The organism is Streptomyces sp. 3214.6 (genome assembly GCF_900129855.1).
Lineage (GTDB): Bacteria > Actinomycetota > Actinomycetes > Streptomycetales > Streptomycetaceae > Streptomyces > Streptomyces soliscabiei.
Genome location: NZ_LT670819.1, coordinates 6,040,826 through 6,063,149, shown reverse-complemented (window position 1 = coordinate 6,063,149; position 22,324 = coordinate 6,040,826). Strand labels below are relative to the sequence as shown.

General features: G+C 71.0%; 20 protein-coding genes and 1 tRNA gene. 9 read left to right on the top strand and 12 right to left on the bottom strand.

Features of this window, described 5'->3' with window-relative positions; all coding sequences use genetic code 11:
- Positions 1-56 precede the first annotated feature (56 nt).
- Entirely contained in the window at positions 57-2,408 is a 2,352-nt protein-coding gene (locus B5557_RS27420; RefSeq protein ID WP_079661954.1) for an immune inhibitor A domain-containing protein, read from the bottom strand.
- Positions 2,409-2,762: 354 nt separating this feature from the next.
- Here B5557_RS27420 and B5557_RS27415 point away from each other — a divergent pair, with 354 nt between their 5' ends.
- On the top strand, positions 2,763-3,119 hold the full coding sequence (locus B5557_RS27415; RefSeq protein ID WP_079661953.1) for a hypothetical protein: 357 nt from the start codon (positions 2,763-2,765) through the stop codon (positions 3,117-3,119).
- Between the two features lie 114 nt (positions 3,120-3,233).
- Here B5557_RS27415 and B5557_RS27410 read toward each other — a convergent pair whose 3' ends face one another.
- The gene (locus B5557_RS27410) at positions 3,234-3,932 is read right to left on the bottom strand and encodes an RDD family protein (protein ID WP_079661952.1); all 699 of its coding nucleotides are present in this window, start codon (positions 3,930-3,932) and stop codon (positions 3,234-3,236) included.
- Positions 3,933-4,027: 95 nt separating this feature from the next.
- On the bottom strand, positions 4,028-5,806 hold the full coding sequence (locus tag B5557_RS27405; RefSeq protein ID WP_079661951.1) for an RDD family protein: 1,779 nt from the start codon (positions 5,804-5,806) through the stop codon (positions 4,028-4,030).
- Between the two features lie 334 nt (positions 5,807-6,140).
- On the opposite strand from B5557_RS27405, the gene B5557_RS27400 reads away from it, so the two are divergent.
- Positions 6,141-6,620, top strand: coding sequence for an SsgA family sporulation/cell division regulator (locus B5557_RS27400; RefSeq protein WP_079661950.1), 480 nt, complete (start codon positions 6,141-6,143; stop codon positions 6,618-6,620).
- A 26-nt stretch (positions 6,621-6,646) separates the two neighbouring features.
- Here B5557_RS27400 and B5557_RS27395 read toward each other — a convergent pair whose 3' ends face one another.
- Positions 6,647-8,062, bottom strand: a complete 1,416-nt coding sequence (locus B5557_RS27395; RefSeq protein WP_079661949.1) for an FAD-binding oxidoreductase — start codon at positions 8,060-8,062, stop codon at positions 6,647-6,649.
- 92 nt (positions 8,063-8,154) lie between these two features.
- Between B5557_RS27395 and B5557_RS27390 the strand changes: the two genes are divergently transcribed.
- The gene (locus B5557_RS27390; protein ID WP_079661948.1) at positions 8,155-9,552 is read left to right on the top strand and encodes a tetratricopeptide repeat protein; all 1,398 of its coding nucleotides are present in this window, start codon (positions 8,155-8,157) and stop codon (positions 9,550-9,552) included.
- A 34-nt stretch (positions 9,553-9,586) separates the two neighbouring features.
- Here the strand turns inward: B5557_RS27390 and hppD are convergent, their stop codons facing one another.
- Positions 9,587-10,732, bottom strand: coding sequence for a 4-hydroxyphenylpyruvate dioxygenase (gene hppD / locus B5557_RS27385; protein ID WP_079661947.1), 1,146 nt, complete (start codon positions 10,730-10,732; stop codon positions 9,587-9,589).
- Between the two features lie 126 nt (positions 10,733-10,858).
- Between hppD and B5557_RS27380 the strand changes: the two genes are divergently transcribed.
- From B5557_RS27380 to B5557_RS27360, 5 genes are all read left to right on the top strand, one after another.
- A complete protein-coding gene (locus B5557_RS27380) occupies positions 10,859-11,338 on the top strand; it encodes an Lrp/AsnC family transcriptional regulator (protein WP_079661946.1) in 480 nt (159 codons plus the stop codon).
- 29 nt (positions 11,339-11,367) lie between these two features.
- Positions 11,368-12,015, top strand: a complete 648-nt coding sequence (locus tag B5557_RS27375; protein WP_079661945.1) for an ABC transporter permease — start codon at positions 11,368-11,370, stop codon at positions 12,013-12,015.
- The gene (locus B5557_RS27370) at positions 12,008-13,264 is read left to right on the top strand and encodes a betaine/proline/choline family ABC transporter ATP-binding protein (protein WP_079661944.1); all 1,257 of its coding nucleotides are present in this window, start codon (positions 12,008-12,010) and stop codon (positions 13,262-13,264) included. The genes B5557_RS27375 and B5557_RS27370 overlap by 8 nt, the downstream gene beginning before the upstream one ends.
- Positions 13,261-14,133, top strand: coding sequence for an ABC transporter permease (locus tag B5557_RS27365; RefSeq protein WP_079661943.1), 873 nt, complete (start codon positions 13,261-13,263; stop codon positions 14,131-14,133). Before B5557_RS27370 ends, B5557_RS27365 begins: the two co-directional genes overlap by 4 nt.
- Positions 14,134-14,222: 89 nt before the next feature.
- Positions 14,223-15,104, top strand: coding sequence for a glycine betaine ABC transporter substrate-binding protein (locus B5557_RS27360; protein ID WP_107472733.1), 882 nt, complete (start codon positions 14,223-14,225; stop codon positions 15,102-15,104).
- A 59-nt stretch (positions 15,105-15,163) separates the two neighbouring features.
- Here B5557_RS27360 and B5557_RS27355 read toward each other — a convergent pair whose 3' ends face one another.
- The 6 genes from B5557_RS27355 to B5557_RS27325 form a co-directional block, all read right to left on the bottom strand.
- The gene (locus B5557_RS27355; RefSeq protein ID WP_079661941.1) at positions 15,164-15,955 is read right to left on the bottom strand and encodes a YlbL family protein; all 792 of its coding nucleotides are present in this window, start codon (positions 15,953-15,955) and stop codon (positions 15,164-15,166) included.
- A gap of 231 nt (positions 15,956-16,186) precedes the next feature.
- Positions 16,187-16,828: an IclR family transcriptional regulator gene (locus B5557_RS27345; RefSeq protein WP_079661940.1), complete on the bottom strand. Its 642-nt coding sequence runs from the start codon at positions 16,826-16,828 to the stop codon at positions 16,187-16,189.
- Between the two features lie 342 nt (positions 16,829-17,170).
- Complete coding sequence (locus B5557_RS27340) at positions 17,171-18,970, bottom strand: DEAD/DEAH box helicase (RefSeq protein ID WP_079661939.1); 1,800 nt, start codon at positions 18,968-18,970, stop codon at positions 17,171-17,173.
- A gap of 200 nt (positions 18,971-19,170) precedes the next feature.
- Positions 19,171-19,575, bottom strand: a complete 405-nt coding sequence (locus tag B5557_RS27335) for a type II toxin-antitoxin system death-on-curing family toxin (protein ID WP_079661938.1) — start codon at positions 19,573-19,575, stop codon at positions 19,171-19,173.
- A complete protein-coding gene (locus B5557_RS27330; RefSeq protein ID WP_079661937.1) occupies positions 19,572-19,766 on the bottom strand; it encodes a hypothetical protein in 195 nt (64 codons plus the stop codon). The genes B5557_RS27335 and B5557_RS27330 overlap by 4 nt, the downstream gene beginning before the upstream one ends.
- A 124-nt stretch (positions 19,767-19,890) precedes the next feature.
- Complete coding sequence (locus B5557_RS27325) at positions 19,891-21,342, bottom strand: MFS transporter (RefSeq protein WP_079665029.1); 1,452 nt, start codon at positions 21,340-21,342, stop codon at positions 19,891-19,893.
- 221 nt (positions 21,343-21,563) lie between these two features.
- Here B5557_RS27325 and B5557_RS27320 point away from each other — a divergent pair.
- Positions 21,564-21,635 (top strand) — tRNA-Cys (locus tag B5557_RS27320).
- An 80-nt stretch (positions 21,636-21,715) separates the two neighbouring features.
- On the opposite strand, the gene B5557_RS27315 is transcribed toward B5557_RS27320, so the two are convergent.
- Positions 21,716-22,309 (bottom strand): hypothetical protein, encoded by a 594-nt coding sequence (locus B5557_RS27315; protein ID WP_143688234.1) that lies wholly within the window; start codon positions 22,307-22,309, stop codon positions 21,716-21,718.
- Between the last annotated feature and the right edge of the window lie 15 nt (positions 22,310-22,324).

Sequence of the window (22,324 nt, the reverse complement as noted above, 5' to 3'; positions counted from 1 at the left end):
GCGGCGACCCGCCAGGGGGTCACCGCCGATACGTGTCTGACCTGCGAAAACGTCGGCTACTTCGCCGAAGGGCCGACCTGCAGGCTGATCGTCGAGCCGTCCGCCGGCTCATTGACGATCTTGATGCGGGTGTTGGTGTCAGTGACCTTCACGCCCGCGAGCGGGGTCTTCGGGTCCCAGTACGTGGACGTGCCGTCGTCGAAGACCGGGATGCCGATGCGCGACTTGACCTTGGTCGCGACGCCCGCCTTGTGCAGCGTGAGCGCGTCGGTCGCGGCGCGGCCGAAGGTCGAGTCGAAGGACTGGATCCGGCTGTTCATGTACGTGCCGTCGGCCCACTTCATCGGCGTCGGGTGCGCGTCGACGGGCAGGATCAGGCCCGTGCCGTTGTGCTGGCTGGTGTTGTCGTCCGCCTGCGAGGTGTCCCACTTCCAGATCAGCAGACCGTTCTGGTACGGGTAGTGCTCGACCCAGGACGGACGGGTCGTCGAGAAGCCGAAGTTGTACGGGCCGACCTTGAGGGTCTTGTCGTACGACGTGTACTGGCGGTTCTCGGCGATGTAGTACTGCGGGTAGTCGTCCGTGATGGACGCGCCGATGCGGGAGAAGCCGTTCGCCGTCCAGGCGGTGTCCTGGGACTCGGCGTTGTCGGAGAAGAGGGTCGCGCCGTCGGCGGTGACCGTGATCTCGTCGGCCGCGAAGCCCTTCAGGGCCACGCCACCGTCGCTCTGGTAGCGGAAGCGCAGGTCGACCTTCTTGCCCGCGTAGGCGTCCAGCGAGTAGGTCAGCTTCTGGTATGCCGCGACCGAGCCGGTGAGGGCGGGCTTGCCGCTGCCGTCACGGGTGATGGCGCTGCCGTCGGCCAGCTTGCCGTCGATCGGCGTCCAGTTGGCGCCGCCGTCGGTGGACACCTCGGTGTAGAGGTAGTCGAAGTCGGCCTCGATGTCCCACCAGCCGTCGAGGGTGAGGCTCGCGGCGGACTTGCCGGTCAGGTCGACCGAGCGGGACAGGGAGTTGCGCAGGTCGTTGCCGCTGCCGCTCCACCACTGCGTCTTGCCCTGCGCCGGGGCGACCACCTCGGTGGTGACCGTCTTGTCGGGCAGCTGGACGATGAGGGCCTGCGGGTTCTTGGTGTTGTACTCCGCGACGCCCAGCGTGTGGTTCGACTTCTTGCCGGCCGTGGCCACGTCGTAGTCGAGCCAGCCCAGCTGCAGCTTGTCCCAGGCGTTCATGTCGCCGGGCAGGTCGCCGATGGTGTCCTTGCCGGTGCCCAGCCAGGAACCGGAGGACATCAGCGTCCAGAAGCCGGTGGAGTTCTCGCCGCCGCGGGAGGTGTCGTACTCGTCCGGCAGGCCGAGGTCGTGGCCGTACTCGTGCGCGTAGACGCCGAGTCCGCCGTTCTCCGGCTGGATGGTGTAGTCGCCGACCCAGATGCCCGTGTCGCCGATCTGGGTGCCGCCGAGCCTGTTGGCGTCCGGGCCGGTGGAGCCGGCGTCGGTGCCGAAGGCGTACCAGCGGTGGGCCCAGATGGCGTCCTCGCCCTGGGCGCCGCCGCCCGCGGACTCGTCCTCGCCGGCGTGCACGATCTGGAAGTGGTCGATGTAGCCGTCGGGCTCGTTGAAGTCGCCGTCGCCGTCGAAGTCGTAGCGGTCCCACTGGTCGTACTGGGCCAGCTCCGCCTTGATCTCGGCGGCCGTGTCACCGGCGGCCTCGCGCTCGGCGACCCAGGCGTTGACGCCGTCCTGGACCGCGTACCAGGCGCCGTTGGAGGCCTTGTTGGAGCCGTAGCGGGCCTCGTTGTAGGGGACCTTGACCCAGTCGGTGACCTCGCCGTCGACCGAGTAGCGGCCCGAGGACTGCTTCTCGTAGTACTTCTTGAGCGACTCGGCGTTCTTGCCGGTGCCGAAGTACAGGTCCTGGAAGTGCTTCTGGTCGTAGTCCGCCTGCCAGGCCGTGGAGTTGTCCTGCTTGCGGTCCGGCTTGGCTATCTGGTTGTGCAGCGGGCCGGGCGTGCCGCCGTAGCGGCTGTCGACCTGGTCGCCGAACTCGACGAGGATCGTGAAGATCTTGTCGGTCTTCTCGCGGCCGAGTTCGACGTACTTGCTGTCGCCCTTCTTGCTCTTGAGCTGGACGACCTTCGAGCCGTCGCGGTTCTTGACCGACGACCGGCCGGCTATGACCTCCTTGAGGGCCTCCTCGCGCTGCGCCTCCTGCGTCTTGCTGAGCGGCCCGTCGAAGTCGTGCTCGCGGGCCTTGGCCGGCTGAGGGTCGTGCCTGCCCGCCGCCGGGGGCTGCGCCGAGCTGTTCTCGGCTGCCTGCGCCACGGCGAACGTCGTGAACGTCGCCGTGGCCGCCGCGAGGGCGACGACCGTCGCGGCCGTCCTGAACGTCCAGGATCTACTGGTCACTTGATGTCCTCCCACGCACGCGCCCGTGCGCGCGGAAAGGGGGATCCCTGTCAAGGAAGGTCCGCGCGCTGTTATACGCGTGTAGTCAAGTGACGCCATTTGACTACTGGTTTGCGAGAAAAGACAGATCTTGACTTGAGCAAGACAACTGCATTATTGGAAGCCGGTGTTCGCAATACGGACACATGACGGTAATGAGACAGGCGCGCGGGGCAGTCCACTTGGTGGACGCCATGACTCCGTGCGCCCCCTGTGCACCGGCACCGTGGGTTAGGTCACGCTTACCGTTCGGTCCACTCGGGCATGCAGGCGAATAGAGTCGAGAACGCCCCCGCTTCCGAGGACACGATTGCCATGCCTCGTCCGACTGTCGCACAGCTCACATACGGTTCCTGCACCGTCATCCTCTCGACGCTCGCCATGCTGCTGCTGTCACAGACGAGTTCGGGCCCCGGGATCGCCGTCGTCGTCGTCGCCGCGGTCGCACTCGGCGTCCTCGTCGCCATGACGGTGCCGACGCCGAAGCCGTCGCGGGCCCCCGTGGCCCGCTCCGCGGCGCGCCGACCCAGCCGATCCGCGAGCCGGACCGCACCCGTTCCGGTTCCGGCACCCGGTCCCGTACCCGTTCCTGTGCACGCGCCCGTGAGCGCCCCCGTACCGGCCTCGGTCGCCTCGGCGTCCGAGCCCGTCCGGGAGCCCACAGCTCCCTGAGACCCCGCGGCACGACCAAGGGCCCGCGCCGGGCATCGGGCGCGGGCCCTTGGTCGTGCCGGTCGGCCGGACGTGTCGGCCGGTCGGCGGGTCGGCCGGTCGACTGGTTGTGTGTCAGGTGGTGCTGACCACCACCGTCTTGGCCGCCTTGTCGTGCAGGCCCTGCTTGTAGGGCTTGTCGAAGAAGCTCCAGCCGCCGCAGACCGCCGTCCACAGACAGGCGCAGCAGAACGCGAACGGCACCCACAGCACCAGGGCGCGGATCAGCGACGTCTGCGCGGAGGGAGTGGAGCCGTCGTCGAGGTCGGCCACACGCATGCCGAGCCACTTCTTGCCCAGCGTCTGGCCGGACCGGGCGGTCAGCACCGTGTCGTACGCGACGTACAGGATCGCGGCGACGAGCTCACGCCCGAAGGTCTTGCCGAACTGGATCTTGTCCGCGTCCGTCGTGTACTGCGCCACCCCGAAGGCCCACGCCAGCAGCGTCACCACGGCGAAGACGAGGATCATGTCGATGATCCTCGCCAGCGTGCGCTTGCCGCTGTCGGCGAGCGGGGGCATCCCGGCCAGCGGGTCCTCGGGGTAACCGCCGTAAGGGTCACCGCCGTAGGGACCACCCCCGTGCGGGCCGCCGCCGTACGGGTCGCCTCCGTACGGGCCGCCGCCGTACGGTCCCTGCGGGGTGTCGTAGGGCGAACCGCCCTGCCCCTCGCCGTGCGGCGACCGCGGGGGCTGCTGCGAAGGCCGTTTCCTGAACGGGTCGTCCTCCGGCGGCTCGCCGCCGCCGGAGCCGGGGGGCGGTTCGGTGGTCATGCCCCCGAGTCGACCCCGAACCCCTCGGCTCCGCATCCGGCGAGCAGCCGTCCGGGCTACCGGCCGTCCGGGCCACCGGCCGTCCGGGCCACCGGTCAGCCGGCGACGAACGTGTGCGCAGCCTTGTCGTGCCAGCACTGCCGCCACGGCTTGTCGAACAGCCCCCAGACGACGCCCACGACACCGACGACGAGCAGACCGGGCACGCTGTACACGAGCCAGCGGCGCAGGGCCGCCCCGAAGGACGGGGGTTCGCCGCCCTCGATGTCCCGCACCTCCAGACCGAACAGCTTCTTGCCCAGCGTGCGGCCCCACTTGGCGGTCGGCAGGGCCTCGTAGACCACCCCGAAGACCAGCAGGACCCCTAGGACGATCGCCAGGTACACCGACGTCGTGCCGTCCAGCAGCCAGACCGTGACGGTCTCTCCGGTGAGCTTGGCCGCGTCGATCTTCTCGTTGACGTGGTCGAGCGCCTTCACGCCGAGCGGTACGGCGGCGGCGGAGGTGACGCCCGCGAGGACGAGCGTGTCGACGAGACGCGCCGCCAGCCGCTTTCCGAGACCCGCGGGACGGGCCGAGGCCTGACGCCGGGCTGCCGCCTGGAAGATGTCCTCGACCGGCGGCTTCCAGGGCGCGACGGGGCCGTCCTCGGCCCCCGCCAGCCGGTGCACCTGCTGCGCCCACGACGGCTGCCCCCCACCGGCCCCGGCAGCCAACGGGCCGGCCCCCACTGCCCCGGACGCCCGGTCCCCAGCCACGGCAGACTGCGGCTGGGCCCCACCGGGAACACCAGGCTGCGGCTGGGCCAGGCCGGGAGCGCCGGACTGATGGGGCACGCTCGGGGCGGTCTGCTGGGAACCGGAGAGAGCGGCGGGCGCCGGGGCGCCGGGTGCATGCGCGGCGGGCTGGACGCCGGGTGCCTGGGCGGCCGGCGCTGCGGCGGACTGGGCTGCCGGGAACCCGGCGGGGCCCTGCGGGGCCGGAACACCGGCGCCCTGAGCCGCAGCCCGCTCGGCAGCCGCCTTACCGGCCCCGAAACCGGGCTTGGCAGCCGGGCCGGGGGTGGCGGTGTTGCCGGACGCGCCGACGGGGCCCTGGGTGCCGAAGCCTGGTGGGACCGAGCCGGGGGCGGCCGCCTCTGCCGGACCCTGCGCAGCGAAACCAGGCGTCGACCGGGCTGCGGGCGGGAACGGCGAGGCGGAGCCCGGTGTGCTCCCGGGGTGCGCGCCGGAAGCGCCGGGCTGGTCGCCCGTGCGCGGGACCGGCGCGCGGAAGGTGACGGTGCCCTCGTCAGGGATGAGGCCCGCGGGACCGGACGCGCCGGACCGCGTTCCGACCGCACCGGCTCCCCCGTTGCCGTCAGCTCCCCCGTTGCCCGCCGTCGGCCGGCGGAAGACGAAGGTGCCACCGGAGACCACGTCCCCGCTGCCGTCCTCCGGGTCGGCGGGCGGGATCGTCGCCGTGCCGTCCGTGCTCGTCGACCGGCCCTCGGGCTGGGCCGGGGCGGGCGACGGGACCCTCGGATCGGGAGCCTGCGGGCCGCCGCCCCAGGAGACGCGGCGGTCCTGCTCGCCGCCGAAGCCGGACTGGTGGGCGCGGTCGGCGCCCCACGCGGAGGCCGGCTCGGGACGGCCGTCGTACGGGTCGGCCGGCGCCGGGTCCTCGTCGAAGAAGTGCGGGCCGGTCTCCTCCACGGAGGCCGGGGGCGCGCCGGACGGGGGCGTGAGCGGGCGGCCGTCGGACGGCGCCGGTCGGCTGGTGCCCGGTACCCAGGCGGCACCGTTCCAGTACCGGACGTAGCCAGGAATGGACGGGTCCGGGTAATACCCTTCGCGGGGCCTGTCGTCGCCGGGTGCCGGGGTTGGGGCGCTCATGTCCGTCGTCCCGTATCTGCTCGGGGGTGGGATGGGAGCCTCCACATCTATCAGACCGGCGCAACCCCCACCGCCAGTCCCGTCGGACCCGCCCTTTTCCGAGCAACCTCGTGCACGCTCTTCACACGTTCGGAACTGCCCCCCCCGGGTCGCAGGACCCGAACCCGCCGCGGCCCGCTCCACACCCCGCTCCGCACCGCGCCCCGGCACCCCCTGCGGAAAACGTCGCGAAAAAGTTCTCCGAATCCGCGTAATGGTTCCGGCCCGGCCCCCTCTCCACTCGTACGGGCCCACCGCGGGCCCGTACGAGGTCCGTATCGAGAGGAGAACCGACATGCAGCACACCGTGGTGGAGCGCGAGCTGGAGCTCAAGCTCATCCTGTCGCCGGAGCGCAGCATCCCGGTCCCGGCCCGGCTCGGCTACCGCAGCGACGACCCCTTCGCCGTCCACGTCGCCTTCCACATCAACTCCGAGCACCCGGTCAACTGGACGTTCGCCCGCGAGCTGCTGGTGGAGGGCGTGTTCCGGCCGTGCGGGCACGGGGACGTGCGGGTGTGGCCGACGAAGGCGGACGGGCGCAGCGTCGTCCTGATGGCGCTGAGTTCACCGGACGGCGACGCCCTCCTGGAGGCGCCCGCGGCCCAGGTGTCGGCCTGGCTGGAGCGGACGCTGCGGGTGGTGCCCCCGGGGACCGAGGGCGAGCAACTGGGCCTCGACGGCGCCCTGGCCGACCTGCTCGCCCCCACCCCCGCGGACGACCTGTGGCTGCGCGACCCGTGGCCGGGCGAAGAGTCGAAGGACGGAGGTGAGTGAGCCCCCGGTCCGCTGCCCTGGGAGGCTCAGAACAGCTTGCCCGGGTTGAGGATGCCCAGCGGGTCGAAGGCCGCCTTGACCGCCCGCTGCATCTCCACGCCCACCGGGCCGAGTTCGCGCGCGAGCCACTCCTTCTTCAGCACGCCCACGCCGTGCTCGCCGGTGATGGTGCCGCCGAGTTCCAGGCCGAGGCCCATGATCTCGTCGAAGGACTCACGGGCGCGCCGGCACTCGTCGGGGTCCTGCGCGTCGAAGCAGACGGTGGGGTGGGTGTTGCCGTCGCCGGCGTGGGCGACGACCCCGATCGTCAACTGATGCTTGTCCGCGATGCGTTCGACGCCTTCGAGCATCTCGGCGAGCCGGGAGCGGGGCACGCACACGTCGTCGATCATCGTCGTGCCCTTGACGGCCTCCAGGGCGACCAGCGACGACCGCCGGGCCTGGAGCAGCAGTTCGGACTCGGCGAAGTCGTCCGCGGGGACCACCTGGGTCGCGCCGGCCGCCTCGCACAGCGCGCCGACGGCGGCGAGGTCGGCGCCCGGGTCGGGGGTGTCGAAGGCGGCCAGGAGGAGGGCTTCGGTGGTGTCCGGCAGGCCCATGTGGGCGAGGTCGTTGACGGCGCGGACCGTCGTATGGTCCATCAGTTCGAGGAGGGACGGGACGTGCCCGCCCGCCATGATCCGGCACACCGCGTCGCAGGCGGCGGCCCCGGACGCGAACTCGGCCGCCAGCACCAGCTGCTGCGGCGGCTGCGGCTTCAGCGCCAGGATCGCCCGCACGACGATCCCCAGCGAGCCCTCGGAGCCGACGAACAGCCGGGTCAGGTCGTACCCGGCGACGCCCTTCGCGGTGCGGCGGCCGGTGGACATCAGCCGGCCGTCGGCCAGGACGACGTCCAGGCCGAGGACGTACTCGGCCGTCACCCCGTACTTCACACAGCACAGGCCGCCCGAGGCGGTGCCGATGTTCCCGCCGATCGTGCACATCTCCCAGCTGGAGGGGTCGGGCGGGTAGTACAGGCCGTGTTCGCCGACCGCGCGGGAGAGCGTCGCGTTGACGACGCCCGGTTCGACGACGGCGATCCGGTCGACCGGGTTGATCTCGAGGATGCGGTCCATCTTCGTCAGGGAGAGGACGACGCAGCCGTCGGAGGCGTTGGCGCCGCCGGACAGGCCGGTGCGCGCGCCCTGCGGGACGACCGGGACGCGCAGCTCGCTTGCCGTGCGCATGACGTGCTGGACCTCCTCGACCGTGCGCGGCAGCACGACCACGGCCGGGGCGCCGGCGGGGCAGAAGCTCGCCATGTCGTTGGCGTAGGAGACCGTGACGTCCGGGTCGGTGAGGACGGCCTCGGCGGGCAGGCCGGTCAGCAGACGGTCGAGGAGGGTGCCCGTCACCACGGACCCGTCGTTGTGTCGTGCTTCCGAACGGCTCATGATCACAGGTTCGCACCCGGGGCCATCGGTGTGAACCCCGTCCGCCGGGCGCTTCGGCTGACGTCGCAGAGTCGTCGTACTGACGCACAGTGAACGCCATGGAGAAGGTCTCTTGGTTCCGTCGGCGGCGGCTGCTCGTCGGCTCGCTCGCGGGATGTCTCGTGCTGGGCGGCGGGGCGCTGATGTCCTGGCCGGGCGGGGCGCCGGCCGTGCGGCGGGCGCCCGCGCCGGCGCCGGGGGCGCAGGCGGGGACGGCGGTCCGGGCGGGGGTGCCGGCCGGGCTGTCCGACCTGGCGGCGCTGATCGAGCAGCGGGAGAGCCGGGTGCGGACGCATCCCAAGGACGCCCGGTCCTGGGCGGTGCTCGGCACGGCCTACGTCGAACAGGGCCGGCGCACCGCCGACGCGGCGCTCCTCTACCCCAGGGCCGAGCAGGCGCTGCGGACCTCACTGAACGCGCGCCCCGGGGGCAACGCCGAGGCCCTGGAGGGTCTGGCCGCGCTGGCCAACGCGCGCCGCGACTTCCCCACGGCCCTGGCCTGGGGCGAGGCCGCGCGCAAGGCGGCGCCGACGCGCTGGACGACGTATGCGCAGCTCATCGACGCCTACACGGGGCTCGGCGACTACAAGAAGGCCCGCACGGCGCTCGACAGGCTGACGGCGCTGCACTCCGGTCCCGCGGTGCGGGCGCGGGCGGCGGGCGTCTACTGGGACCGGGGCTGGCGGGAGGACGCGCAGGCGGCGCTGGCCGACGCGGCGGCCGGTGCCTCCGCGCCCGCCGAGCAGGCGGCCTGGCTGGAGCGGGCCGGGCAGCTCGCCTGGGAGCGCGGCGAGCGGGAGGACGCGCTGCGGCACTTCGAGGAGGCGGTCCGGATCGACCCCGACCAGCGGGCCGCGCAGGCCGGGCAGGGGCGGGCGCTGGCGGCGCTGGGGCGGACGTCGGAGGCGCTGAGCGCGTACCGGGCGGCGCTCGCCCGGCAGCCGCTGCCGGGGTACGCGCTGGAGCTGGGCGAGCTGTACGAGTCGCTGGGGCTCACGCAGGCGGCGCACGTGCAGTACGACCTGCTGCGGGCGCGGGTCCGGCAAGAGGCGGCGGGCGGGGTCGACGGGGCGCTGGTGCTGGGCCGGTTCGAGGCGGACCACGGCGATCCGGCGTCGGCGGTACGGCGGCTGCGGGCCGAGTGGCGGCGGCAGCCGGCGATCGCGGTCGCGGACGCGCTGGGCTGGGCGCTGCACCGGGCCGACGACGACAAGGAGGCCCTGAAGTTGGCCATGATCGCCACCGACCGGATGCACGGGGGCGCGGTGCGCAGCGCGCCGTACCTGTACCACCGGGCCATGATCGAGCGGAGGCTGGGGCAGGACGGGCCGGCCCGCAGACACCTTCAGGAGGCGTTGCAGATCAACCCGTACTTCTCCCCGCTGCTCGTTCCGGTGGCCCGGGTCGCCCTGGCGGACCTGGGCGCCGAACCGGCCCCGGCGAAACTGCCCCGGTGACCCCCTTGACGAGCTGCCTACAGGGGTTGCCGTCCTACAGGTTGCCCCGCTTGGCCTGCTCGCGTTCGATCGCCTCGAACAGGGCCTTGAAGTTGCCCTTGCCGAAGCCCATCGAGCCGTGCCGTTCGATGATCTCGAAGAAGACGGTCGGCTTGTCCTGGACCGGCTTGGTGAAGATCTGCAGCAGATAGCCGTCCTCGTCGCGGTCGACGAGGATCTTCAGCTCGCGCAGGGTCTCGACGGGGACGCGGGTGTCGCCGGCCCACTCGCCGAGCGTGTCGTAGTAGGAGTCCGGGGTGTCGAGGAACTGGACGCCGGCCGCGCGCATCGTCCGTACCGTCTGCACGATGTCGCCGGTGTTGAGCGCGATGTGCTGGACGCCCGCGCCGCCGTAGAACTCCAGGTACTCGTCGATCTGGGACTTCTTCTTCGCGATCGCCGGCTCGTTGATCGGGAACTTGACCTTGAGGGTGCCGTCGGCGACGACCTTCGACATCAGCGCGCTGTACTCGGTGGCGATGTCGTCGCCCACGAACTCCTTCATGTTCGTGAAGCCCATGACCTTGTTGTAGAACCCGACCCAGTCGTTCATCCGGCCGAGTTCGACGTTGCCGACGCAGTGGTCGATGGCCTGGAAGGTGCGCTGGGCGGGCGGTGCGACGATCGGGTCGGCGGCGACGAAGCCGGGGAGGTAGGGGCCGTCGTAGCCGGAGCGGTCGACGAGGGTGTGGCGGGTCTCGCCGTAGGTGGCGATCGCGGCCAGCACGACCGTGCCGTGCTCGTCCTTCAGCTCGTACGGCTCGGCGATCGAGCGGGCGCCGTGCTCGACGGCGTAGGCGTACGCGGCGCGGGCGTCCGGGACCTCGATGGCGAGGTCGACGACGCCGTCGCCGTGCTCGGCGACATGCCGGTCGAGGAAGTGGCCCCAGGTGGTGGCGGGCTTGATGACGGAGGTCAGGACGAAGCGGGCCGAGCCGTTCGTGAGCACGTACGAGGCGGTCTCACGGCTGCCCGTCTCCGGTCCGGAGTAGGCGACCAGCGTCATGCCGAAGGCGGTGGAGTAGTAGTGCGCCGCCTGCTTGGCGTTGCCCACGGCGAAGACGACCGCGTCCATTCCCTTGACCGGGAAGGGATCGGCCTGCCGGGCGGTGTCGGGAGTGTGGTGTGTGGTCTGCGTCATACCGAAAGCGTCGCGCCGGGCGGCAAGGTGCGCAATAGTTCGCACCATCGCTGGACAATGTGTTCAGTCGGACGCCCGTATCCGCGGGTGTTGTGTACAGGCTGACCATCGTGGAGGCGCGCGGGGATGGGGATCGATCAGCTGGACGGCCGGATCATCGTGCTGCTGGCCCGGGAGCCGCGGCTGGGGGTGCTGGAGATGTCCCGGCGGCTGGGGGTGGCCCGCGGGACGGTGCAGGCGCGGCTCGACCGGCTTCAGTCGAATGGAGTCATCCGGGGATTTGGCCCCGAGGTCGATCCGGCGGCCCTCGGCTACCCGGTCACCGCCTTCGCCACGCTGCAGATCCGGCAGGGGCAAGGGGCCGACGTGCGGGCGCACTTGGCCACCGTCCCGGAGGTGCTGGAGCTGCACACCACCACCGGCAGCGGGGACATGCTGTGCCGGCTGGTGGCCCGTTCCAACGCCGATCTCCAGCGGGTGATCGACCTGGTCGTCGGTTTTGATGGCATTGTCCGGGCCGCCACCGCGATCGTGATGGAGAACCCCGTTCCGCTGCGGATCATCCCGCTGGTGGAACAGGCGGCAGGCCTGCGGACAGGGAGATGAACCCGGCCGGCATGGGGTGGTGAGGGCGTGTGAGCTTCTGGGAGTACCTGGGCAACCGTCACCAGCAGCTGCTCACCGACGCCTACCAACACGCCAGCGTCGTCTTCCAGTGCATGGTCGTGGCGACCCTGCTGGGTGTGCTGATCGGGGTCCTCGCCTACCGCAGCGAATGGGGCGGCAACCTCGCCACCACCGCCACCTCCACCATCCTCACCATCCCGTCGCTCGCCATGATCGGTCTGCTGATCCCGATGGTGGGGCTGGGCGTTCCGCCGACGGTGATCGCGCTGACGCTGTACGGGCTGCTGCCGATCGTGCGCAACGCCATCGTCGGGCTGCGCGGGGTCGATCCGTCCCTGGTGGACGCGGCCAAGGGCATCGGGATGTCCCGGCTGACGCGGCTGACGCGGGTCGAGCTGCCGCTGGCCTGGCCGCCGATCCTGACCGGGATCCGGGTCTCCACGCAGATGCTGATGGGCATCGCCGCCATCGCCGCGTATGCCTCCGGGCCCGGTCTCGGCAACGAGATCTTCCGTGGCATCGCCTCGCTGGGCAGCAAGAACGCGCTCAACCAGGTGCTCGCGGGCACGCTCGGGATCATCGTGCTGGCCCTGCTGTTCGACGCCGCGTACGTCCTGATCGGACGGCTGACGATTCCCAGGGGGATCCGTGTCTGACTCGCCCGACGGCTCCCGCGCCTCCTCCCACGGGGCGTCGATCGAGCTGGAGAACCTCACCAAGCGCTACCCGGGCAATCCGAACCCCGCCGTCGACAACGTCACCATGGAGATCAAGGCGGGCGAGACCGTCATCTTCGTGGGGCCGTCCGGCTGCGGGAAGTCGACGACGCTGAAGATGATCAACCGGCTGATCGAGCCGAGCGGCGGACGGATCCGGATCGACGGCGAGGACGTCACCGACATCGACCCGGTGAAGCTGCGCCGCAAGGTGGGGTACGCGATCCAGTCGTCCGGACTCTTCCCGCACATGACGGTCGCGCAGAACATCTCGCTCGTGCCGCGGATGATCGGCTGGCCGAAGGCGCGGATCCGGGGCCGGGTGGAGGAGATGCTCGACCTGGTCGGCCTCGACCCCGGCGAGTTCCACGGCCGCTATCCGCGCCAGCTGTCCGGCGGGCAGCAGCAACGGGTGGGTGTGGCAAGGGCGTTGGCGGCCGACCCGCCGGTGCTGCTGATGGACGAGCCGTTCGGCGCCGTCGACCCGATCACCCGCGACCACCTCCAGGACGAGCTGATCCGGCTCCAGCACGAGCTGCACAAGACCATCGTGTTCGTCACCCACGACTTCGACGAGGCGATCAAGCTCGGCGACCGGATCGCGGTGCTGCGCGAGCGCTCGCACATCGCCCAGTTCGACACCCCGGAGGCGATCCTCACCAACCCGGCGGACGACTTCGTGTCCGGGTTCGTCGGGGCGGGGGCGGCCCTGAAGCGGCTCAACCTCAGCCGCGTCCGGGACGTGGAGATCACCGGCTACCCGACGGTGACCGTCGACGACCCGCTCCAGACCATCTTCAACAAGCTCCGGGTCAGCGGCACGAACGAGATCCTGCTGCTGGACAGGCGGGGCCGGCCCTACAAGTGGCTGCGCCGCGGGGACCTGATGCGGGCCAGGGGCTCACTGGCCCGGGCGGGCACCCTGGTCCACGACACGGTGACCCGGGACGCCACCCTGCGCGACGCGCTGGAGGCGGTGCTGACCGACAGCACCGGACGGGTCGCGGTCACCGGGCGGCGCGGCGAGTACACCGGGGTCGTCGACATGGAGACGCTGATGAACTCCGTCCACGAACTGCTGGAGGCCGACCGGCTGGAGGCCCTGGAGGCACAGCACGACCTGGAGGAGGCCCGGGCCGCGCAGACGCACGCCGAACAGGAGGGCCCGGCCGGGGAGGCGAAGGCGTGAGCACCCCCGAGCTCGACGACCGGCCGGAGGAACCGGCGGAGAACCAGGCGCAGGAACAGGCCCAGGAACAGGCGCAGGCGGACGCGGAGGCGGAGGCGGAGTCGCCGTCCCCGCCGCCCGCTCCCCCGCGGCGACGCCTCACCTGGCAGAAGCTGACCTTCCTGCCCGCCTTCCTGGTCGCCCTGCTGCTGGCGACCTGGCTGTGGTTCCAGCAGGCGGACCTGGACACGATCTCCAAGAACGCGCTGTCGAACGGGCAGGTGTCCAAGGCCCTGTGGCAGCAAGTCCAACTCACGGTGATCTCCACCTTCTTCGTGCTGATCATCGCGATCCCGCTGGGCATCCTGCTCACCCGGCGGAGGTTCCGGAAGGCGACACCCGTCGCGCTGGCCCTCGCCAACATGGGGCAGGCGACCCCCGCGATCGGCCTGCTGGCGCTGCTGGTGATCTGGCTGGGCATCGGCCGCAGGGCCGCCCTGATCGGCATCATCGCCTACGCCGTCCTGCCCGTGCTCTCCAACACCGTGGCGGGGCTGAAGGCGAACGACCCGACGCTGCTGGAGGCGGCCCGCGGGATCGGCATGACCCCCGTCGGGGTGCTGTGCCGGGTGGAGCTGCCGCTGGCGGTCCCGCTCATCCTGGCCGGCGTCCGCACGGCGCTCGTGCTGAACGTCGGCACGGCGACCCTGGCGACCTTCGGCGGGGGCGGCGGCCTGGGCGTCCTGATCACGGCCGGCATCACCAACCAGCGCATGCCGGTGCTGGTGCTGGGCGCGATCCTCACGGTGGCGCTGGCGCTGCTGGTCGACTGGCTGGCCTCGCTGGCCGAGGTGCTGCTGCGGCCACGCGGACTGGAGGTGGGCACGTGAGACGCCCGCGGCGGAAAGCCGCCCGCACACTGGCGCCGGTCCTCGCGCTGGCGGTGCTCTCCGGGTGCGGGCTGAGCAGCGGCTCGCCGATGGTCGACGACGTCTCGCCCGGGTCGATCGGACAGGGCGAGCCGCTGGACGGCGCCCATCTCACGGTGACGTCCAAGTCGTTCACCGAGAACCTCATCCTCGGCGCGATGATCGGCATCGCCTTCCAGGCGGCCGGCGCGGACGTACTGGACCGTACCGGCATCCAGGGCTCCATCGGCAGCCGTGAGGCGGTCCGCAAGGGCGACGCCGACGCCATGTACGAGTACACGGGCACCGCGTGGATCACGTACATGGGCAACAGCGAGCCCATCACCGACCCGCAGGCGCAGTGGCGGGCGGTCCATGACGCCGACCTGGGGAACGGGCTGACCTGGCTGCCGCCGTCCCGGCTGGACAACACCTACGCGCTGGCCATGAACCAGGCCAACCACAGGAAGTACGGCACGAACACGCTGTCGGACGTGGCCGCGCTGTCGAAGTCGGACCCGGGTGCCGTGACGCTGTGCGTGGAGGGCGAGTTCGCCAACCGGGCGGACGGGCTGCCGGGCATGGAGAAGGCGTACGGCATGAACATCGCGGCGTCCCGGATCACCCAGATGGACACGGGGATCATCTACACGCAGGCGGCGAAGGGGAGTTGCACCTACGGGGAGGTGTACACGACCGACGGCCGCATCAGGTCGATGAACCTGGTGGTGATGGACGACGACAAGGACTTCTTCCCCAACTACAACGCGGCCCCCGTGATCAACTCCAAGGCGCTGAAGAAGTGGCCGGCGATCGCGGGCCTGCTGAACCCGATCACGAAGAGGCTCGACAACACGGTGGCGCAGGAGCTGAACGCCAAGGTGGACGTCGACGGGGAGGATCCGCACCAGGTCGCCCTGGACTGGATGAAGGTCCAGGGGTTCGTGAAGTGACCAGGGATTCGTGAAGTGACCAGGGGTTCAGTTGATCAGGGTTCAGTTGATCAGGTGGGTCAGCAGCTCGGTACCGAGCCCTTCCCGTTCTCCAGGGCGACAAGTGCGCCCACCGCGCCCTTGAGGGTGGTGACCGGGATCAGCCGCAGGCCCTTGGGCAGCTCGGCCTTCGCGTCGCCGCACTCGTCCTTCGGCACGAGGAACACGGTCGCCCCGTCGCGCCGGGCGGCCTGCGTCTTCAGGGCGACGCCGCCGACCGCGCCGACCTTGCCGTCGGCGTCGATGGTCCCCGTCCCGGCGATCGTGCGGCCGCCCGTGAGGTCGCCGCCGCTGCCGTCGCCGTCGAGCTTGTCGACGATGCCTAGCGAGAACAGCAGCCCCGCGCTCGGGCCGCCCACGTCGGCCAGCTTCAGTGTGACCTTGAGGCCGTCGCCGGTGCGGTGCAGGTACGACAGCGCGGCCTCGGTCGCGGCGTCCTGGGACTGCCGCATCTGCTCGGTGTTGTGCCGCTCGATCTCCTTGGTGCTCTCCCCGCTGGGGTAGACCGAGTCGCGCGGCATGATCGCCTGGTCGGTACGGAACCAGCCGTCGATCACATCGGAGAGCGTGACGTCCGTGTCGGGGCTGGTCGCCTCGATCGTCGTCATCCGCAGCTGCCCCTTAGTCTCCCGGGTGGGCGCGCCGGAGATCGTGATGACCGGGTCGCCCTTGTTCTCACCGAGGACGTTCGCCGTCATGCCCGGCTGCGCCACCGAGAACGGCAACGGCGCGAACGCCGCCGTGGCGAACAGCGCCACGAGCGGCAGAGCACAGACGACGAGGGCCTGGGGACGTGAGAGACGAGAGAGCACGAGGTCAATGTAACGGTCGCCCCCAGCCCCCCACCCCCCAGCCTGCGGGCAGTCGTGCCGCCGGGGCGATGGGGGTCCCCCCGCTCGAGCGAAGCCGAGAGTGGGGGAAGGTGGGCGCAGGCGGCACCCGGCAACCGCCGGCCGACGCCCCCACAGCCCCGCACCACACCGCGCGGCACCGAACGCCCCGCACCCGCCCAGGGCACCGCCCCGCGTCAGGAGCCGCAGGGCTCAGCGCAACGCCTCCGCCACCTCCCGCGCAGCGTCCATCACCCGCGGCCCCACCCGCTCCGGCACCGCGTCCGCCAGCATCACCACACCCACGCTGCCCTCGACGCCCGTGACTCCGAGCAACGGCGCCGCGGCCCCGCTCGCCCCCGCCTCCAACTCGCCGTGCGTCAGGGTGTACCCCGGCTCGTCCGGTCGCCGCTGGCGTGCGGCGAGGATCGCCCGGCCCGCGGCGCCCCGGTCCAGCGGATGCCGGAACCCGGCCCGGTAGGCCACGTGGTAGTCCGTCCAGGTCGGCTCGACGACGGCGACGGCGAGCGCCTCCGTCCCGTCCACCAGCGTCAGATGCGCGGTCGCCCCTATGTCCTCGGCCAGCGACCGCAGCGCGGGCAACGCGGCCTCCCGCACCAGCGGATGCACCTGGCGGCCGAGCCTCAGCACGCCGAGTCCGACGCGGGCTCGCCCGCCCAGGTCACGTCGTACGAGTGCGTGCTGCTCCAGGGTGGCGAGCAACCGGTACACAACGGTCCGGTTCACGCCCAGTTTGTTGGAAAGCTCGGTGACGGTCAGCCCGTGGTCGGTATCGGCCAGCAGCTTGAGAACCTTCAGCCCTCGATCGAGCGTCTGGGAGGTCTCCGCGGTCACGACGCCCACTCCTTAAGTGGTGAGGTCGGCAGGCCCCCGTCGCGGCGGATGCGTCACCGAGTCCCGTCAGTGACGCGCTTGAGAGGCCGCCGATCGACAGATGGGCCCGGCGTGTCCGGGCCCAGTCGCTTCACGGCTGCGCTCCGCGGCGGCGCTGCCACGGGGCGTGTGCGTAGCGGGACAGTAGCGAAGCAGGTTCGCTGAGCGGAAGGCTCCGTCCAGAATCCGGTCATTGGCCGGTATGGACTACCTGCATTTATCCCGATACGTACGGAGCGTGACGACACCCCGCACGCCCCTCCAAACCTCGCGGAGAACGCAAGACCTCACAGGGCACGGACGTCACTTCATCCGCGTGGCCCACTCCTGCACCTTGGCGATCCGCTGCCGCAGCTGCCCCGCCGTCGCCTCCGCGCTCGGCGGCCCCCCGCACACGCGCCGCAGCTCGGTGTGGATCACACCGTGCGGCTTACCGCTCTGATGGACGTACGCGCCGACCATCGTGTTGAGCTGCTTGCGCAGCTCCATCATCTCCTTGTGCGAGACGACCGGCCGCCGCTCGGCGGGCAGTTCCAGCAGGTCGGCCTCGGTGTCCGGCTTCTTCCTGCTGTGCGCGATCTGCTTGGCCTGCCGCTTCTGGAGCAGCAGCTGCACCTGGTCGGGTTCGAGGAGCCCCGGAATGCCGAGGTAGTCCTGCTCCTCCTCGCTTCCCGGGTGGGCCTGCATGCCGAACTCGGCGCCGTTGTACATCACCCGGTCGAAGACGGCCTCGGACTCCAGCGCCTCGAAGGCGAACTGCTCCTGTTCTCCGGTGTCCTCGTCCTGCTCCTTGTTCGCCTCGTCCATCTCCTTCTCGGACTCGGCGTACGGATCCTCCTCGCCCTCCTTCTTGGGCTTGTCGAGGGCGTGGTCGCGCTCGACCTCCATCTCGTTGGCGAAGGTGAGGAGGTCGGGCACGGTCGGCAGGAACACGGACGCGGTCTCGCCGCGCCGCCGGGACCGCACGAAACGCCCGACGGCCTGGGCGAAGAAGAGGGGCGTGGAGATGGTGGTGGCGTACACCCCCACCGCCAGCCGCGGCACGTCGACGCCTTCCGACACCATCCGCACCGCGACCATCCACCGGTCGTTGCTCGCGCTGAACTCGTCGATGCGGTTGGACGCGCCGCTGTCGTCGGACAGGACGACGGTCGCCTTCGTGCCCGTGATCTCCCGGATCAGCTTGGCGTAGGCGCGGGCGGCGTCCTGGTCGGAGGCGATGACGAGCGCACCGGCGTCCGGGATGGCCTTCCTGACCTCGGTGAGCCGCTGATCGGCGGCGCGCAGCACGCTCGGCATCCACTCGCCGCGCGGATCGAGCGCCGTACGCCAGGCCTGGCTGATCGCGTCCTTGGTCATCGGCTCGCCGAGCCGCGCCGCGATCTCGTCGCCGGCTTTCGTCCGCCAGCGCATGTTGCCGCTGTAGGAGAGGAAGATGACCGGCCGCACGACGTTGTCGGCGAGCGCCGACCCGTAACCGTAGGTGTAGTCGGCGGCGGACCGCCGGATCCCGTCGTTCCCCTCCTCGTACGTCACGAAGGGGATGGGGTTGGTGTCGGACCGGAACGGCGTGCCGGTGAGCGCGAGGCGGCGGGTGGCCGGCTCGAAGGCCTCCAGACACGCCTCACCCCACGACTTGGAGTCACCGGCGTGGTGGATCTCGTCGAGGATGACGAGGGTCTTGCGCTGTTCGGACCGGTTCCGGTGCAGCATCGGCCGTACGCCGACGCCCGCATAGGTCACGGCGACGCCGTGGTAGTCCCTGCTGAGCGGGCCGGCGCTGTACTCCGGGTCCAGCCGGATGCCTATCCTCGCGGCCGCTTCCGCCCACTGCTTCTTCAGGTGCTCGGTCGGCGCGACCACCGTCACCTGCTGCACGACGTGATGGTGCAGCAGCCAGGAGGCGAGGGTCAGCGCGAACGTCGTCTTGCCGGCGCCGGGGGTGGCGACGGCGAGGAAGTCGCGCGGCTGCTCCTGGATGTACTTCTCCATCGCCCCCTGCTGCCAGGCACGCAGCTTGCTGGCGGTGCCCCACGGCGCACGACCGGGAAAGGCGGGCGACAGGTGATGGGAGTGGGAGGAGGACGCGGAGGTGGCAGACATGGGCGTGGGCCCGGAGGGCCCTCCGTTGAGGGTGGCGGCGGGCGACGGGCGGGAGGTAGTCACGGTCTCCGGTGAGGGGGTCGGATCAGAGGGGCTACGGGGGAAGGACTCGGCTACATATGACAACCGGGCCACCCTACCGGCGGCCCGGCGGTGTCCAGGTGCGAACCGGGCCGGGTCGCCGTTGGGTGGGACTCACGTCACAGCGCCCGCAGCCGCTCGGCGATCACGGCGACCCGCGGCTCCGCACCGGAGGCGACATCGATGACCAGGTCGTATGCCGCGTCCTGGTCGCAGTCGGCGAGATCCACACCGTGCAGCGCGAGGAAGGTCACGGCCGCCAGCCACGCGGCACGCTTGTTGCCGTCGACGAGGGCGTGGTTGGCGGCGATCGCGTGCAGGAGGGCGGCGGCCTGCTCGTGGACGTCGTCGTACGCGGCCGTGCCGAACATCCGGGCGCGTGGCCGGTGCACGGCGGAGGCGAGCAGACCGGGCGCCCGCGCCTCGGGGGCCCGCCCGCCGAACGCGATCCGCGCGATGTCCGTCACCTCGGGGACGGTGAGGTGACGAGTCGGGTGAGCGGGGTCAGTGGGGTGGCGGCTCATTCCCCAAGCCTCCGCAGCAGGTCGGCGTGGGCTCCCGCGAGCCGCTCGGCCACGGCCCGCACCCGCGCCTCCTCCGCACGCAGCCACTCGCGTACGGCGTCCAGCGCGACGTCCTCGGGCCGACGACCGGTGGCGTCCGCGAGGTCGTCGAGGGCGTGGCTGAGATCCGGGGGGAGGGTGAGGGGCTGCATAGGCAGGGAGGTTAGGAGAGGGGCGGGTCGACGGCCACGGGATTTCCGGGGCTCGGCGCTTCGACGTTCCGGGGTTCCGGGGTTCCGGGTTTCGGGGTGCCGGGGTCTCCACCGGTTCCGGGGTTTACGGTCGCCGCTCGCGCAGCCGGGTGGTCACCCACGCCCCGAACAGCGCCACGGCCGCCATCGGCAGGAAGACGGCGACGAAGGCGGCCGGATGCGAGGCCCCGCCGACGGTCGCGTCGGCCGCCGCATGGGCCGCGGTCCCGCTCCCGCCGCCGAGCGCAGCGAACGCCGCACCCCCCGCAGCCAGCAACAGCGCATTGGACAGACCATCGGCGATCTGCAGCCCGGCGGAGTTGGCTCCGGCCTCCTCGGGGGCGGAAAGCTGGAGCAGCAGCACACTGGTGGAGGAGATGACGAGCCCCATCCCGAAACACCCGAACGCCCAGGCGACGGCCACGGTCCAGGGCGGCACGGATTGGACCAGCACACTGGGCGCGGCCGCGATCGCGCCGGCCGCCAGCACCATCCCGAGCGCCATCAACCGGTCCCGATACGGCTCCGCCCGCGACCGCGACTGCACCCACGACCCCAACGCCCAGGTAGCGCCCCCGGCGGCGAGCGAGAACCCGGCAAGGGTGGGACTCAGCCCCCGCTCGGTCACCAGCATCAACGGCACGAAGGACTCGGCGGCGATGAACGAGCCGGCGGCGACCCCGCGCAGCAGCATCACGGACGGCAGCCCCCGGGCCGCCCGCCACGTCCCGCGCGGCAACAGCCCGAGCACGGCGGGCACGAGCAACACGACTCCGACTGCCCCCGGCAGCAACGAGACCGGACGCAGATCCTGTGCGGCGTACTGAAGCAGCCCGGCACCAAGGGAGATGGCGAGAGCCAGCCGGATCCGCCGCCGATCGAAGGAAGCCGCGGGGACGCCCTCCACGGGCCCACCCGCCCGCCGCCGTATCTGAGGCAGGGCGAGCCCGAGCGGAAGAACGACAAGGACGGGTATCCCGAGGAAGACCCACCGCCACCCGAACTGCTCGGTCACCGCCCCCGCGGCAAGCGGCCCCACGACGGACGGTACGACCCAACAGGCGGCGAACGCAGCCATGATCGCGGGCCGCAGTCGCTCCGGATAAGCCCGCCCGACGACGACATACAAGGCAACGATGACCAGCCCGCCCCCGAGCCCCTGCACGGCCCGCCCGAGGATGAACACCCACATGACCTGGGCGCTCCCGGACACCAGAAGCCCAGCCGCGAAAGCCCCGATGCCACTGCTCAACGCCCCGAGCGGCCCCCGCCGATCCGACCACTGCCCGGCGAACACCATCCCGAACAAGCTGGTGGTGAAGTACCCGGAGAACGCGAACGCGTAGAGCGACACCCCGTCGAGCTCCCGAGCCGCAACCGGCATCGCCGTCCCCACGGCGGTCGCCTCAAAGGCGATGAGCAGCACAACAGAGACGATCCCGACGCTGAGGGCCCGATAGGAACGCCCGAGAACGCTCTCGTCGACAGGGTCGTATGCGACTGCGGCACGGGGGTCGCGGGGTTTCAGGGCGGTCATGGTCGCCAGCGTAAGGTCCACAACCGACATTGACCCCTGTCGGAAGACGGGTCCACTACCGGGTCATTGGTCGTACGACCACCGGCCGACACCCCCGTTTCATGAACGGCGTATGGCAGTCCCATTGCAGCCCCACCGGGCCCCTTGAGCCCGTCGCCGCCCCACCCGTACGGTCGACGTACCGAGTTCGGAACGGGGCCCCAACGCCCCACTCCCAACCTGGCCGTGTGCCCGAGTGGCTTAGGGACTCGCCTGCAAAGCGAGGTACGTGGGTTCAATTCCCGCCACGGCCTCAAGTGCCTGACCAGGCAAAAGGAAAGGGCGGCCCCCCGGAAGGGTGCCGCCCTTTTGGTCCTCCGTCTCAGTTGCCGTCTCAGTTGGGGCCCGGGACGGCATCATTGCTCTGCAATGACTGGCTCACAGCATCGATCAGGTCGCTGTGTTTACGTCCGAGTGCGTACCTCTGCTGCTCCTCGCGAGACCGCCACTCAGCCCTGGTTTCGTCGGTCGCCGTCATGATGCCGTCGGCCCACTCCTCAATTCCTTCGTGGTACTGCTCGATCAACTGCCAGAGCTCACGTGCTGCCTGATGCACCCGAATAGGTCCGAGGAGACGGAGGGGAAAGTAGGCCCCCCGAATCTCGTTCATGGTCAAGTTGTACGCGCTCCAGACATCTGGTGATGCCTCAATCTGCAGGTCGAACATGCGCGTGACGTTGGATGCGGCAATGGTGAACTTGTCATACGCCTCAAGCATGAGGACCGCCGCACGCTTCCTCTCGTCCCGCAACCAGTGGTCGTGTTGAGCCCGCTCCTGGGTCCGTGCTTGTTCGATCGTCGCGCGCGCCGTGGTCTCTGCCCCCATACGCGCCCCACGGACCGCAGCCAGTCCGCCCATAGCCGCTCCGCCAAGCGCACCGACCAGCCCGACGCCCGCCGTCACTAACGCCACAAGTCCGTCGTCCATGTCGGCAGGATGTCG